12 protein-coding genes are annotated in these 13,321 nt (G+C 60.8%); 8 read left to right on the forward strand and 4 right to left on the reverse strand.

Annotated elements, in window-relative coordinates; translation table 11 throughout:
* Window positions 1–86: 86 nt before the first annotated feature.
* The 6 genes from msbA (at window position 87) to HU754_RS03520 (ending at window position 7,486) form a co-directional block, all read left to right on the forward strand.
* Window positions 87–1,913 (forward strand): lipid A export permease/ATP-binding protein MsbA, encoded by a 1,827-nt coding sequence (gene msbA, locus HU754_RS03495; protein ID WP_093430136.1) that lies wholly within the window; start codon window positions 87–89, stop codon window positions 1,911–1,913.
* Window positions 1,907–2,803, forward strand: a complete 897-nt coding sequence (locus HU754_RS03500) for a GNAT family N-acetyltransferase (RefSeq protein ID WP_186621211.1) — start codon at window positions 1,907–1,909, stop codon at window positions 2,801–2,803. Before msbA ends, HU754_RS03500 begins: the two co-directional genes overlap by 7 nt.
* A gap of 4 nt (window positions 2,804–2,807) precedes the next feature.
* Complete coding sequence (locus HU754_RS03505) at window positions 2,808–4,208, forward strand: PIG-L deacetylase family protein (protein ID WP_186621209.1); 1,401 nt, start codon at window positions 2,808–2,810, stop codon at window positions 4,206–4,208.
* Between the two features lie 64 nt (window positions 4,209–4,272).
* The gene (hldE, locus tag HU754_RS03510; RefSeq protein ID WP_034151682.1) at window positions 4,273–5,694 is read left to right on the forward strand and encodes a bifunctional D-glycero-beta-D-manno-heptose-7-phosphate kinase/D-glycero-beta-D-manno-heptose 1-phosphate adenylyltransferase HldE; all 1,422 of its coding nucleotides are present in this window, start codon (window positions 4,273–4,275) and stop codon (window positions 5,692–5,694) included.
* Between the two features lie 130 nt (window positions 5,695–5,824).
* Window positions 5,825–6,799 carry a glycosyltransferase family protein gene (locus tag HU754_RS03515; protein ID WP_186621201.1) on the forward strand — a complete coding sequence of 325 codons (975 nt, stop codon included), beginning with the start codon at window positions 5,825–5,827 and terminating at the stop codon, window positions 6,797–6,799.
* Window positions 6,800–7,486, forward strand: a complete 687-nt coding sequence (locus HU754_RS03520; protein ID WP_186621199.1) for a hypothetical protein — start codon at window positions 6,800–6,802, stop codon at window positions 7,484–7,486. It begins immediately after the preceding gene.
* A gap of 14 nt (window positions 7,487–7,500) precedes the next feature.
* Here HU754_RS03520 and HU754_RS03525 read toward each other — a convergent pair whose 3' ends face one another.
* From HU754_RS03525 to HU754_RS03540, 4 genes are all read right to left on the reverse strand, one after another.
* Window positions 7,501–8,466 (reverse strand): metal ABC transporter ATPase, encoded by a 966-nt coding sequence (locus tag HU754_RS03525; protein ID WP_186621192.1) that lies wholly within the window; start codon window positions 8,464–8,466, stop codon window positions 7,501–7,503.
* A 31-nt stretch (window positions 8,467–8,497) separates the two neighbouring features.
* A complete protein-coding gene (locus HU754_RS03530) occupies window positions 8,498–9,310 on the reverse strand; it encodes an aldo/keto reductase (RefSeq protein ID WP_186621190.1) in 813 nt (270 codons plus the stop codon).
* The gene (locus HU754_RS03535; RefSeq protein WP_186621188.1) at window positions 9,307–10,482 is read right to left on the reverse strand and encodes an NAD(P)/FAD-dependent oxidoreductase; all 1,176 of its coding nucleotides are present in this window, start codon (window positions 10,480–10,482) and stop codon (window positions 9,307–9,309) included. The genes HU754_RS03530 and HU754_RS03535 overlap by 4 nt, the downstream gene beginning before the upstream one ends.
* Before the next feature lie 202 nt (window positions 10,483–10,684).
* Window positions 10,685–11,017: a DMT family transporter gene (locus HU754_RS03540; RefSeq protein WP_016985677.1), complete on the reverse strand. Its 333-nt coding sequence runs from the start codon at window positions 11,015–11,017 to the stop codon at window positions 10,685–10,687.
* A gap of 110 nt (window positions 11,018–11,127) precedes the next feature.
* On the opposite strand from HU754_RS03540, the gene HU754_RS03545 reads away from it, so the two are divergent.
* Window positions 11,128–12,024: a LysR family transcriptional regulator gene (locus HU754_RS03545; RefSeq protein ID WP_093430146.1), complete on the forward strand. Its 897-nt coding sequence runs from the start codon at window positions 11,128–11,130 to the stop codon at window positions 12,022–12,024.
* 11 nt (window positions 12,025–12,035) lie between these two features.
* On the forward strand, window positions 12,036–13,310 hold the full coding sequence (gene waaA, locus HU754_RS03550; RefSeq protein ID WP_186621182.1) for a lipid IV(A) 3-deoxy-D-manno-octulosonic acid transferase: 1,275 nt from the start codon (window positions 12,036–12,038) through the stop codon (window positions 13,308–13,310).
* Window positions 13,311–13,321 lie beyond the last annotated feature (11 nt).

The raw sequence follows: 13,321 nt of genomic DNA on the forward strand, positions 1-13,321 counted from the left end.
TGGTCGAAAGCTGGTTCGAAGTCATGTTTATCGGGGCAAAAACGCGTGTGATATCATCGGCGCCTCACTGAATTGCGCGGATCACCATGAGCAGTCCTGAACCGAAAGCCCAGTCCACGCTGGCGATCTATTTCCGCCTTTTGGCTTACGTGCGGCCTTATGCCGGCCTTTTCCTTCTCAGCATCGTCGGGTTTCTGATCTTCGCATCGACTCAGCCGATGCTCGCTTACATCCTCAAGTACTTTGTCGACGGTCTGGCCAATCCTGAAGCCAGTCTGTTCCCGGGCAACCCTTATCTGGGCAAGCTGCAGTTGCTCGAAACCGTGCCACTGATGATCGTCTTCATCGCGTTGTGGCAGGGCGTGGGTTCTTACCTGGGCAACTTCTTCCTGGCGCGGGTTTCTCTGGGCCTGGTGCATGACCTGCGGGTGGTGTTGTTCAATAAATTGCTGGAGTTGCCCAATCGCTTCTTCGACAAGAACAATTCCGGCCACCTGATTTCCCGAATCACCTTCAACGTGACCATGGTCACCGGCGCGGCAACGGATGCAATCAAAGTCGTCATCCGTGAAGGCATGACCGTGATTTTCCTGTTCTGCACGCTGTTGTGGATGAACTGGAAGCTCACGCTGGTGATGGTCGCCATCCTGCCGTTGATCGGTTTGATGGTGAACAGCACCAGCAAAAAATTCCGCAAGCAAAGCAAGAAGATCCAGGTCTCGATGGGCAACGTCACGCACGTCGCGTCCGAGACCATTCACGGCTATCGCGTCGTGCGCAGTTTTGGCGGCGAGCAGTACGAAAAGGATCGCTTTCGCGATGCCAGCCAGAGCAACACCGACAAGCAGTTGACGATGACCAAGACCGGCGCGGTTTACACGCCGATGCTGCAACTGGTGACGTACAGCGCCATGGCGGTGGTCATGTTCCTCGTCCTGTACCTTCGCGGCGACGCTTCGCCGGGCGATCTGGTGGCTTACATCACCATGGCTGGCTTGTTGCCCAAGCCGATCCGTCAGTTGTCGGAGGTCAGCTCGACGATTCAGAAAGGTGTCGCCGGTGCCGAAAGTATTTTCGAGCAACTGGATGAGCCGGCGGAAGTGGATCAGGGTACGGTCGAGCAGGATCGTCTCGAAGGCCGTCTGGAAGTGCGCAATCTGAGCTTCCACTATCCTGACACCGACAAAGCGGTGCTCAATGACATCAGTTTCGTCGTCGAACCGGGGCAAATGGTTGCCTTGGTCGGCCGCTCGGGCAGTGGCAAATCGACCCTGGCCAGCCTGATTCCGCGCTTCTATCAGCATGATCATGCGCAGGGCCAGATCCTGCTCGATGGCGTGCAGGTGCAGGACTTCACCTTGCGCAGCCTGCGTCGGCAGATTGCTCTGGTGACCCAACAGGTCACGCTGTTCAACGATACGGTGACCAACAACATCGCCTACGGTGATCTGGCCGGTGCGCCGTTCGATGAGGTCAAGCGCGCGGCCACCGAAGCCTATGCCGATGAGTTCATCATCAAGATGCCGCAAGGCTACGAAACCATGGTCGGCGAAAACGGCGTGCTGCTGTCCGGCGGCCAGCGTCAGCGCATCGCCATTGCCCGGGCGTTGCTCAAGGATGCACCGCTGCTGATTCTCGACGAGGCCACTTCCGCGCTCGATACCGAGTCGGAGCGGCATATTCAGGCCGCCCTGGATCATGTGGTGAAAAACCGCACGACCCTGGTGATCGCCCACCGTTTGAGCACCATCGAGAAAGCCGACCTGATTCTGGTCATGGATGAGGGCCGTATTGTTGAGCGCGGCTCTCACGCGCAACTGCTTGAGCAAAACGGCTACTACGCCCGTCTGCATGCCAAAGAGTTTGAAGAGGGTGACGAGCCTCAGCCGGCACACGCGACCGACGTATGCTGACGATGTTTCGCAGCTTTCGCGAACGTGGCTGGACCGAGATCGACCGGGACAGCTACGCCCGCGCCTGGCAACGTTTCGGTGGCAGCTTTGCTACACACCCCGAAGTCGTCGAGCGCTTGTCGACGTTCCTTGGCATCGAGTTGCGCTACCTGGGCTGGGTCGTTGGCGGTGATGTGCTGGCCGCCATCCCTTGCTGGGGGCGGCATGTTGCCTTGTCCAAGGAAGTGCTCAAGCGCGAGGGCAAGCGTGGCTTGCTGGACATGGGCAATGCGGAAATCATTCTGCCGATCGCGCCAGACGTCATCGTGCCGTTGCGTCAGCGCGTGGCTTATGTGTCCCAGCTCAATGCCGGGCAGATCAGCACGCTGAAGCCACAGCCTGAGGGCCTGGCGCTGGCCCGGTTGCCGGAAGAATATTCGAAGAAGTTCCGCTACAACCAGCGTCGCGAACAGCGCCTGCTGGAAGAGGCGGGCGGATCGCTGGTGCCGATGTCCGACTTTACGCCGCAGGAACAGGCTGCCGCTTACGGCGATCTGTTTCAGCGGCGCTGGGGCTTCGAGGTGCCGGGCAAGGCCGGGCTGGTTGAGGTCTTTACCTTGCTGCGCGAGTTCATGACCGGTTCGGTGGTGATGCTCGAATCGGCACCCGTGGCCATTCAGGTGCTCTATCGCGTCGAGGCCCCGCAATGGGTTTCGCTGGAATACATCAACGGTGGTGTCGACCCGCAGAGCCGCGAGTTCAGCCCCGGCAGTGTGCTGAGTTTCGTCAATACCCAAGAGGCCTGGGCGCACGCGCAAGCGCTGGGCAAACCTCTGCGTTATTCATTCGGTCGTGCCGACCGAGAGTACAAGGATCGCTGGTGCCACACGGTGCCGGTCTACAAGGTCTGAATTCATGAGCGCTCGCAAGCAACAGCTTCTCAAGGCTCATCGGCGCAACAAGCGTCTGTTCCTGATCGCCTTTGTGCTGGCGCTGTTGCTGATCGGCGTGCTGATCGCGTGGTGGCTGGTGCCGTTGTTGCTGGTGCTGGCCTGGGTCGCTCACGAGGCCTGGTTTGCCGACCATTTGTTCTACCGGCCTACCGACGACTATCAATACGACTTTCCGCCGCAAACCGCGCGGCAGGCCGTGAGTCTTGAGGGCGGCGTGGTAGGCCTGAGCGAACCGCTGGCGCAGGGCGAGACATTGGTACTCGAACTCGAAGTGAAGTCCACCTGGCTGGGGCGCTGGCTCGATCCCTATGTTGAGGTGGGCGATGATCGTCAGGATCTGGAGCGGGGCGTCAGAGGGCGGCGTTTCCTCAATCTGTCGGGGCAGGTCGATGCGCTGGCGCAAGGGACTCTGACGCTGCGTGGCCGATATTGCGTACCTGCTGCGACGGGCGTGTTGTGGGTCATGGCCAATCCGGACTACAGCCGCCAGCGGGTCATGGTCATCGCGCCCCATGCCGATGATGCAGAACTCGCCGCCTTCGGTCTGTACAGTCGATGCAAAGACGTCAGCATCGTCACCCTGACCCAGGGTGAGATCGAGGCTGAAGACTTTCAGCGGCTGGGCCTTGATCAAGCCGCAGCAGCACGATTGAAGGGCCGCTTGCGCAGTTGGGACAGCCTGGTGATTCCGCTGTGGGGGGGCGTGCCTGCCGAGCGTTGTGTGCAATTGGGCTATTACTGCCTGCAACTGCCGTCGATGGCCGAAGCGCCGACCCAGGCGTTCGGCTCCCGGGAATCGCAGGAAAACGATATTCGCAGTGTGCGCCAGCATAACCCGTTGACCCTGCCCGCCGACGTTGACGGGCAGCCGACCTGGCAAAACCTGCTGGGTGATCTGACGGCCCTGCTTGAGCACTATCGCCCGGAAGTGGTCGTTACGCCGCATCCTGAACTCGATCCCCACAGTGATCATGTAGCGTCGACCCAAGCGCTGCTTGAGGCTATCGAACGCAGTAGCTGGAAACCGGCGACCCTGCTGCTGTACGCCAATCACCTGCACGACAATGATCGCTGGCCGATGGGGCCTGCCGGTGCGGGTGTTCCGCTGCCTCCCGCCATCGAGCCGCTACCGGCTGATCGCCTGTGGAGTCCGCTGCTGTCGGCTGACGTGCAACTGGACAAAGCCATGGCGCTGGCCATGGAGCACGATCTGCAGGGCGGACAGGCGTTCAAACGGCAATTGCGCCGCTGGATCCAGCAGGCTCTGGCCGGCCGTCGCTGGCCTGAAACGGGCAGTAACGAGTTTTTCCGCAAGGCGGTCCGGCGTCACGAGTTGTTCTGGGTGCGCGACCTTTCAGATTGAGGCGGACGGCGCTTTACCCTGTGTTAATATCGCGCCCCTGTTCATTTTGTATGTGGGTTGCTCCATGAAGTTGTCCATGCCGCGTTTCGATCAAGCCCCGGTCTTGGTAGTCGGCGATGTCATGCTCGACCGTTACTGGCATGGCGGAACCTCACGGATTTCCCCTGAGGCGCCGGTGCCGGTCGTTAAGGTCGAGCAGATCGAAGACCGTCCGGGCGGTGCCGCGAACGTTGCCTTGAACATTGCCGCGCTGGGTGCGCCGGCGTCGCTGGTCGGTGTGACCGGCGATGACGAAGCCGCCGACAGCCTGAGCAACAGTCTCAAAGGCGCGGGCGTACGTGCTCTGTTCCAGCGCATCGCGCACCAGCCAACCATCGTCAAGCTGCGGGTCATGAGCCGGCACCAGCAACTGCTGCGTATCGACTTTGAAGAACCGTTCGCCACCGACGCTCTGGCCCTTGGTTCGCAGGTCGACGACCTGCTCGAAGGCATCAAGGTGCTGGTGCTCTCCGATTACGGCAAAGGCGCCCTGAAAAACCATCAGGCGCTGATCCAGGCCGCTCGCGCGAAGAACATTCCGGTGCTGGCCGATCCAAAGGGCAAGGACTTCTCGATTTATCGCGGCGCCAGCCTGATCACCCCCAATCTCAGCGAATTCGAAGCCATCGTCGGCGGTTGCGTCGATGAGCATGAGCTGGTGAGCAAGGGCGCCGCCCTGATGCACGACCTCGAACTCGGTGCGCTGCTGGTAACGCGCGGCGAACATGGCATGACCCTGTTGCGTCCGGATCAGCCGGCGCTGCACCTGCCGGCCCGTGCCCGTGAAGTGTTTGATGTCACCGGTGCCGGTGACACGGTGATCTCCACCCTGGCGGCAGCGATTGCCGCCGGTGAAGACCTGCCCCACGCCGTTGCGCTGGCCAACCTGGCCGCCGGCATCGTGGTTGGCAAACTCGGTACGGCCGCCATCAGCGCCCCGGAACTGCGTCGCGCCATTCAGCGTGAAGAAGGTTCCGAGCGCGGAGTGTTGGGGCTGGAGCAGTTGCTGCTCGCCGTGGCCGATGCCCGTGCGCACAACGAGAGGATCGTCTTCACCAACGGCTGCTTCGACATCCTCCATGCCGGCCATGTGACCTACCTGGAGCAGGCGCGGGCACAGGGCGACCGGCTGATTGTCGCGGTCAACGATGATGCTTCGGTCAGCCGTCTCAAAGGCCCGGGCCGCCCGATCAACAGTGTTGACCGGCGCATGGCGGTTCTCGCCGGCCTCGGCGCTGTGGACTGGGTGATCAGTTTCCCTGAAGGCACCCCGGAGAACCTGCTGCGCGAGGTCAAACCGGACGTGCTGGTCAAGGGCGGCGATTACGGCATCGATCAGGTAGTCGGCGCTGATATCGTCACTGCTTATGGCGGTACCGTAAAGGTGCTGGGACTGGTGGAAAACAGCTCGACAACTGCGATTGTCGAGAAGATCCGCAGTCGTTGATCAGATGAATTTTTACCGTTGTGTACTGCGTGTGAACGGATTTTGCCTTGGGGATTTTACCGTTTCCGTTGATGTAGGCAGCTTTGAATCCGATGCGCTTGCCTGCCTACGTCGCGTGGTCAATTAACCTATGAAAGTCATGCTCCTGGTGATGGACGAGCAGCGGGTCATTCTCGACCGGCTCTACGACATCGTGCAGCAGAACTGTGATGAGTGTTTCATCTATCGTTTGAGCAAAAAACAGCAGTTGAATCTGGGGTCGTTTCTGGCCTCGGTCGATTACCAGACCTTCGATCGCGTGGTGATTTTCTCCCGGGTCAAACGTCTGGCCACGCAACTGCAGGTGCTTAAATGCATCCCCGGGCTGGTCTTCCTCGAACACGACGCCTACCAGAACTACATGCCAGCGAGTAAATACCGCGGCGTGTATTCACGGCTCTACCGTCGCCTGCCGAGTTGCCGGGCGCTGGTGTCCGGTGCCGTGGTCGCGCGCAAGATGCTTGCTGAAGGCATCGATACGGTGTTCGTCTCCAAAGGTTATGACGAGCAGATGTTGCACAATACCGGCGTCGAGCGGGACATTCCCATCGGTTTTCTTGGCAGCTTGAAAAGCACCGAATATGCCGAGCGCAAAGCCATGCTCGAGTCGCTCTCGCAGCGAACCGGGATGCTGGTGACCCGTACCAAGTCGGGTGCGGAATATCTGCAGACGCTCAATCGCATCAGGATTTTCGTCAGCGCCGACATCGGCATGAACGAGTTCATGATCAAGAACTACGAAGCCATGGCCTGCGGTTGTGTGCTGCTGGCCTGGAGTCAGGGTGAAGAAGACCGTCTGCTCGGCTTTGAAGACATGCACAACACCGTGTTCTACCGCAGCGCAGATGAAGCGGTGGAAAAGATCCAGCTGCTGCAGAGCGACCCGGAACTGGCAGAGCGCATCGCCCGCAATGGCCAGGAGTTCGCGCAAAGCCGTTATTCCTTTGCCCGTGTCGGTCAGGCACTGGCCACGGAAATCCAGCGTGAGATGCGCCCATGGCAGCCGCCCTCGGCGTTTACTCGATTCTGGGTGAAGCTGCGTTACGGGATGAAGGTACTGGTCTGAATGAAAAACGAGCACATGGCGCTTGATGCACTACCCGGCGGTGACCAGTCTATTGTGGACGCGTTGCCTGAACCATTGCGTGAGTGTCTGAGTCGTGCGGGCCGGGTCGTACTGATCGCGAACAATCCAGCGATCACTGCGGCGGATTTTCAGGCGCTGAACATTGGCGCCAATGACGTCGTCGTCAGTTTCAATACCTGCATCAAGGCATCACTGCTCAATTCGCGAAGCGTGAATATTTTCGTGCACGGATGCAATGCGCCGGATGCATACTTTTTCGGGTTGCCCTGCGGACCTGATGTGCAGCGGCTGTTAGATCAGGCGAGCGAGCGTTGTTTCACCCTCTTGCTGGGGTCGATAACTCCGATGTCTGCGCTGCCGGGGGTAGCCATGTACATGGATCGTATTCCCTTGCCGCCGCTGTTGAACTATCCGGTCAATCGCCCCTCAGGTAAGCTCTTCGCTGGACCTTCTACGGGGTTCAGCACGCTGGTGCTGTTTGACTGGTTGCGCGGCCATGCTGGTTTTACCTACCAGCTCATGACCCTGGGTTTTTCCAACGAAGCAGGAAAACTGTGGGGTGGCCATGCCTGGGATTATGAGCGGAACTGGCTTCAGGCTTCAGACGTTATCGTGGTGCCCCTGCAATCTCGTCGTTGGTGGCAAAAGCTGTTTCGCTCGAAGTAAAAGATGTCAGTCGGCTATTTGCTCGCGCGTTTCTTGCCGATACCCACCAGGCGCAATGCCTTCAGACTCAATTGCTTGAGGCCTGCGCGAGGAGGCTTTGCCGGTTGCAGGCCTTGTTGTACGACCCAGTCCTTCCAGCGAATCCGCTCTTCGCGCACAACCCAGCCGGTTTGTGTTGCAAAGCTCTCGGCCAGATAAAGACCCCGGGTGCTCGCCGGTACCAGTTTGTCGCGCTTGAGCGTGTACAACTCTGCCAATGGCGCGCCGTCCTTGAGGGGCATCAAGTACAGGTCGGGCCGTTTGCGGTCGAGTCGGGCCACCAGTTGATCACCCTCCAGGCGTTCGTCGACGTGGAACAGGCTCAGGGACTTGGCTTCCTTGGGCACATCCAGACGCAAGTCGTAGATCAATTGCAGCGATGCGGTCGGCAGATGCACGTAGGCCCGTGGGCGTTCGAGCAATTGCAGATTGGCGCTACGTATCGGTCGCGCTGAGCCGGACAGCGGGGTCAGGCGAAACGGCAGCGCTTCGCGATAATGCAGTGCAGCGGAGTAGGGCGCCGGCAGCCAGGTGTCGTTGAAACGTCCGCCGAGCCAGCCTTCCGGTGTTTCCAGCAAACACTCTTCGGCAATTTCCTGAATGGCCGTGTGTAGCGGAATATTCAGTTCATGCGCCGGCACGTAACCGGAAATCAATTTGAGCACGACATCGCCACGATCCTGACGGCGCTGGCGCACCAGCACCCAGTAGTCGCGATTCTGCCAATGCAGGGTCAGGCGCACGGAAACCCCGAGGTTGGCCAGTTCCAGCGAGAAGCGCTCGGTGTCAGCCACGCTCACCGGTTTACGCCGCTGCAAGGTCTGCGCAAAGTTCAGCGGCATGCCGACGCTCTGGTAGGTCAGACCTTCGGGGGTGGCTTCGACGTACAACGGCAGGGTCTTGAAGTTGCTCGGGTTCTTTCTGATGAGCGTGCGCGGCATATCGGCTCCTGCTTAAGGCCGCGAAGCGGCGTCAGTGACCACGTAGGACCTGGGCAACGGTCGCAACGTTGTGGGCGAGGTGCAGCGGATTGATCGTCCCGACAATAGCACTGGCCACGCCAGGTTGCGCGAACAGCAATTCGAAGCTGGCGCGCACCGGATCCACGCCCGGACTCAAACAGACGTGACCGCTGGCCAGGGCTTTTTTCACCAGAATGGCTTTGCCGTGGGCAGCAGCATAGTCAATGACAGCCTTCTCGTTTTGTTCGTTCAGATTGTAGGTGACCATCGCACAGTCGCCTTGCTCCAGCGCTTTCAAACCGCCCTCGACGGTTTTGCCGGAAAAACCGAAGCCGCGAATCTTGCCCTCGGCCTTGAGCGCGGCGAGTGTCGCGTAGACCTCTTCGTGCTCGAGGATCGCCATGTCGTTGCCGTCGGAATGCACCAGCACCAGGTCGATAAAATCGGTTTCAAGACGTTGCAGGCTACGCTCCACCGACATCCGTGTGTGTGCTGCGCTGAAATCGTGATGCGAGAGGCCATCGGCAAACTCTTCGCCAACCTTGCTGACGATCACCCAGTCTTGTCGTTGGCCGTGTAGCAACGGGCCAAGTCGTTCTTCGCTGCGACCGTAGGCCGGGGCGGTGTCGATCAGGTTGATGCCCAGATCGCGCGCCTGACGCAGCAGCATCCGCGCTTCATCATCGCCGGGGATCTGAAATCCGTTGGGGTATTTCACCCCTTGGTCGCGGCCGAGTTTGACTGTGCCCAGGCCCAGCGGCGAAACCGTCAGGCCGGTGCTGCCCAAGGGACGATGCAGATTGTGCAGGGTGGCAATGGTCATGGCAGCAATTGCTCCCAGGCAGGAACGCCCAGCGGTGGTTTTGGCAGCGCGGGCAATGGTTCTGTGGCTTGTGGCTGGATGCCGTCGCGCTCCAGGGCGGCGATGACCCGGTCAGCGAAGTCCGGCGCCAGCGCCAGTTTGGTCGGCCAGCCGACCAGCAAGCGGCCTTGCTCGGCAAGGAAGGCGTTGTCCGGGCGCGTCAGCCCGGTTTGCAGTGGCTCGGCACGGTCAACCCGCAGGGTCGCCCATTGTGTAGTGCTGAGGTCGATCCACGGTAACAATTGCGCGATCTCTTTCTGCGCGGTGGCAATCTGCTCGGCCGGCTCGCGGTTCACACCTTCGCTTTCGGCGATGTCGCCACCCATGTACCAGACCCACTGGCCGTCAGCGGCCGGATGCGTGGTCACAGTGATGCGCGGTTTGGTGCCGCCGCCCAGGCAGTGGGCGTACAGCGGCTTCAGACCTGGGCCTTTGGCGATGATCATGTGCAGCGGGCGGCGTTGCATGGCCGGCTGGCTCAAGCCGAGGGCTTCGAGTAGTTGAGCCGTGCCGGCACCGGCACTGAGGACAATACGTTGCGCGCGAATCTCGCGACCGTCGACTCTCAAGCCGACCAGCACGCCCGCTTCCAGCAGCGGCTCGATGGTTTGCCCGGCGAGCAGGCCGTCACCGGCCAGATCGGCCAGACGCTGGATCAGGCTCGGCACGTCAACCACCAATTCGGCGAGGCGATAGACCTTGCCCTTGAAGCGTTTGTCTTGCAGGGCCGGCGGCAATTGCTCGCCCTTGACCTGGTCGACCCGGCCGCGCACGGCCTTACTGGCGAAGAAACTGGTGAGGTTGCCCGCCAGAGTACCCGGCGACCACAGGTAATGGGCCTCGGACAGCAGGCGCACGCCGGACAGATCCAGCTCGCCACTGCCGGCCAGCGCTTCACGCCAGCGGCGCGGCATGTCGGCGATGGCTTCCGAGGCGCCAGTCAGCGCGCCGTGCAACGCGTACTTGGCGCCGCCGTGGATAATGCCTTGGGACTTCACACTCTGCCCGCCGCCGAGGCTGGCGCTTTCCACCAGCACGGTCGAAAAACCCTGGCGGCGCAGGCGCGCGTTCAGCCAGAGGCCGGCGACACCAGCGCCGACAATCAGAACGTCGGTGGAAATAACGGATGGCATGCAGCGACCTCAGTGTTCAAGACGAGGGCGCAGTATACAGACTCGGGAAAGCGCGGGATTTGTCGATGATCAACAGGTTGAACATAGGGGCCAATGTGGGAGCGAGCCTGCTCGCGAAGAGGGAATGCCAGTCGACATATGTGTTGACTGATACGCCGCTTTCGCGAGCAGGCTCGCTCCCACAGGGGATTGTGTCTGGCAGTTAATGGCCGGCGGTCTTGGAGAACAACTGGATCACGACGACGCCGAGCACGATCAACGCCATCCCGAGCATCGCCGGGATATCCAGTTTCTGCCCGTAGATAAACAGCGCCGCCACGCTGACCATCACAATGCCCATGCCGGCCCAGACCGCGTAGGCCACGCCAACCGGAACGGTGCGTACCACCAGGGTCAACATCCAGAACGCGATCGCGTAGCCGACGATGACCAGCACCAATGGCAGTGGCGTGCTGAAACCTTTGACCGCTTTCATCGACACGGTGGCGATCACTTCGGCGCAGATGGCAATAGCCAGGTAGGCGTAGGCGTTCATGGTTCAAATCCTCAATGTGAAACGTTGCTTGCTGAGGCGGCATTCTAGTGATTCGCCAGATGGGGTAAAGTCATTACCTATCTGTTATAGAGATGGGTAGGTGAATCAGCATGCAGTGGAATCTGGATCAACTGCGGGTGTTTGTCGACGTCGCCGAACACCGCTCGTTTTCCGCCGTGGCGCGCCAGCAGCGTAAAGCGCAGTCGGCGATCAGCAGCGCGATTGCCATGCTCGAAGATGACCTGGGCGTCAGCCTGTTCGAGCGTAGCAGCGGCCGTCAGCCAACGCTCACCGAGGCGGGCGAAGCGCTGTTGGAAGAGGCACGTGAAGTCCTGCGTCAATGCGAGCGCCTAAACGGTCGGGCGATGGCGATGCTGCGCGGCCAGGAAGCACAACTGCGCGTGGCGCAGGATGAGGCGATGCCCTATCAGGCACTGGTGGAAAGTTTCGGTGAACTGGCCGAGCAGTTTCCCAGCCTGGAAGTGCAATTGACCAGCGCCGCGCAAGGCGAAGTCGCGCGCAAGCTGGTCGAGCGTCGTGCCGACCTCGGCCTGTTGTTCTATCACGATGAAATCCCCGAAGCGCTGGAGCGCCGGGTGCTCGGCAGCGTCGAAATGGTCACGGTCTGCGGCATCAATCATCCGCTGGCGAAGCAGTCTTACGTGACCTGCCAGCAACTGGCGCAGCACCGGCAATTGTTGATGTCGACGCAAACCAGTGTCTATCCCGGCAACGAGCCGGCCAGCCCGCAGGTATGGCGCGCCGACAGTTTTTACGTGATGTCCGAATGGCTGGTGCGCGACCTCGGCTGGGCCTGGTTGCCCCGGCATGTGGTGCAATACTCCGCGTATCAGGGCTTGATGGTCGAACTCGACAGCGAATGGACCCCGCCGGCACTGGTGGTGGAACTGGTCTGGCGCCGCGACGAACCGCTCGGCCCGGCCGCGCGCTGGCTGGCCGAACGTTTTGCCGTGCACTTGCGGGCGATCGGCGACAAAAGTCGATAAACTCCGCCGCCATGAATAGAACTCTCTACACCGCGCTGTTTTACCTGGGGCTGCCATTGGTGGCGATTCGGCTATGGCTGCGTGCGCGCAAGGCGCCGGCGTATGCCAGACGGATTGGCGAACGTTTCTCCTACGGCATGCCGACGCTGCAACCCGGCGGCATCTGGGTGCACGCAGTGTCGGTGGGCGAAAGCATTGCCGCCGCGCCGATGATTCGCGCTTTGCTGCAACGTTATCCACAACTGCCGATCACCGTGACCTGCATGACCCCGACCGGTTCGGAGCGGATTCAGGCGCTGTTCGCTAACGAGCCGCGCATCCAGCATTGTTATCTGCCGTATGACTTGCCGTGTGCGGCGGCGCGTTTTCTTGATCGCGTTCAGCCCAAGCTCGCAGTGATCATGGAAACCGAGCTGTGGCCCAATCACATTCATCAGTGCGCCAAGCGCGGAATTGCGGTGGCATTGGCCAATGGACGCTTGTCCGAGCGTTCCGCCAAAGGCTATGGCCGCTTCGACAAACTGACCGCGCCGATGCTCGCCGAAATGAGTTTGTTCGCCGTGCAGACCGAAGCCGAAGCCCAGCGCTTCCGCGATCTCGGTGCGCGCCCGGAAACCGTCGAGGTCACCGGCTCGATCAAGTTCGACCTGACCATCGATCCGCAACTGCTGCAACGTGCAGCTGACTTGCGTGGCCAGTGGCAGGCGCTGGAGCGTCCGGTGTGGATTGCCGCCAGCACCCATGAAGGCGAGGACGAAGTGATCCTCGACGCCCATCGCCGCTTGCTGGCCAATCACCCGGATGCGTTGCTGATTCTGGTGCCGCGTCACCCGGAGCGTTTCAACTCGGTGTTCGAACTGTGCCAGCGCGAAGGCTTTGCCACGGTGCGGCGTTCGACCGGCTTAAATCTCGATGCGCAGACGAGCGTGCTGCTCGGCGACACCATGGGCGAGTTGCTGTTTCTCTATGCCTTGGCGGACAGCGCGTTTGTCGGTGGCAGCCTGGTAGCCAACGGCGGGCACAATCTGCTGGAGCCGGCAGCCTTGGCCAAACCGGTGATCAGCGGCCCGCACCTGTTCAACTTCCTCGACATCGCCGCGCAATTGCGCGAAGCCGGAGCGTTGGCCGAGGTCGATGATGCCGAAGGGCTGGCCGTGGAAGTGCAGCGCCTGTTTGAGCTGCCGCGCGATGCGCAGCGTATGGCCGACGCCGGGCTGGCGGTGATGCGCCGCAATCAGGGCGCGTTGCAGCGTTTGCTGGATGGTTTGGGCCGACTGATCAAGTAAAGCAAAAAAGA

Source organism: Pseudomonas zeae (assembly GCF_014268485.2).
GTDB classification, from domain to species: domain Bacteria; phylum Pseudomonadota; class Gammaproteobacteria; order Pseudomonadales; family Pseudomonadaceae; genus Aquipseudomonas; species Aquipseudomonas neuropathica.

Bases quoted from the DNA above. Each gene is read 5' to 3' on its own strand.
- waaA (WP_186621182.1), top strand. From the start codon at position 12,036: ATGAATAGAACTCTCTACACCGCGCTGTTTTACCTGGGGCTGCCATTG.
- HU754_RS03515 (WP_186621201.1), top strand. From the start codon at position 5,825: ATGAAAGTCATGCTCCTGGTGATGGACGAGCAGCGGGTCATTCTCGAC.
- HU754_RS03540 (WP_016985677.1), bottom strand. From the start codon at position 11,017: ATGAACGCCTACGCCTACCTGGCTATTGCCATCTGCGCCGAAGTGATC.
- HU754_RS03525 (WP_186621192.1), bottom strand. From the start codon at position 8,466: ATGCCGCGCACGCTCATCAGAAAGAACCCGAGCAACTTCAAGACCCTG.
- msbA (WP_093430136.1), top strand. From the start codon at position 87: ATGAGCAGTCCTGAACCGAAAGCCCAGTCCACGCTGGCGATCTATTTC.
- hldE (WP_034151682.1), top strand. From the start codon at position 4,273: ATGAAGTTGTCCATGCCGCGTTTCGATCAAGCCCCGGTCTTGGTAGTC.
- HU754_RS03520 (WP_186621199.1), top strand. From the start codon at position 6,800: ATGAAAAACGAGCACATGGCGCTTGATGCACTACCCGGCGGTGACCAG.
- HU754_RS03545 (WP_093430146.1), top strand. From the start codon at position 11,128: ATGCAGTGGAATCTGGATCAACTGCGGGTGTTTGTCGACGTCGCCGAA.
- HU754_RS03500 (WP_186621211.1), top strand. From the start codon at position 1,907: ATGCTGACGATGTTTCGCAGCTTTCGCGAACGTGGCTGGACCGAGATC.
- HU754_RS03535 (WP_186621188.1), bottom strand. From the start codon at position 10,482: ATGCCATCCGTTATTTCCACCGACGTTCTGATTGTCGGCGCTGGTGTC.
- HU754_RS03505 (WP_186621209.1), top strand. From the start codon at position 2,808: ATGAGCGCTCGCAAGCAACAGCTTCTCAAGGCTCATCGGCGCAACAAG.
- HU754_RS03530 (WP_186621190.1), bottom strand. From the start codon at position 9,310: ATGACCATTGCCACCCTGCACAATCTGCATCGTCCCTTGGGCAGCACC.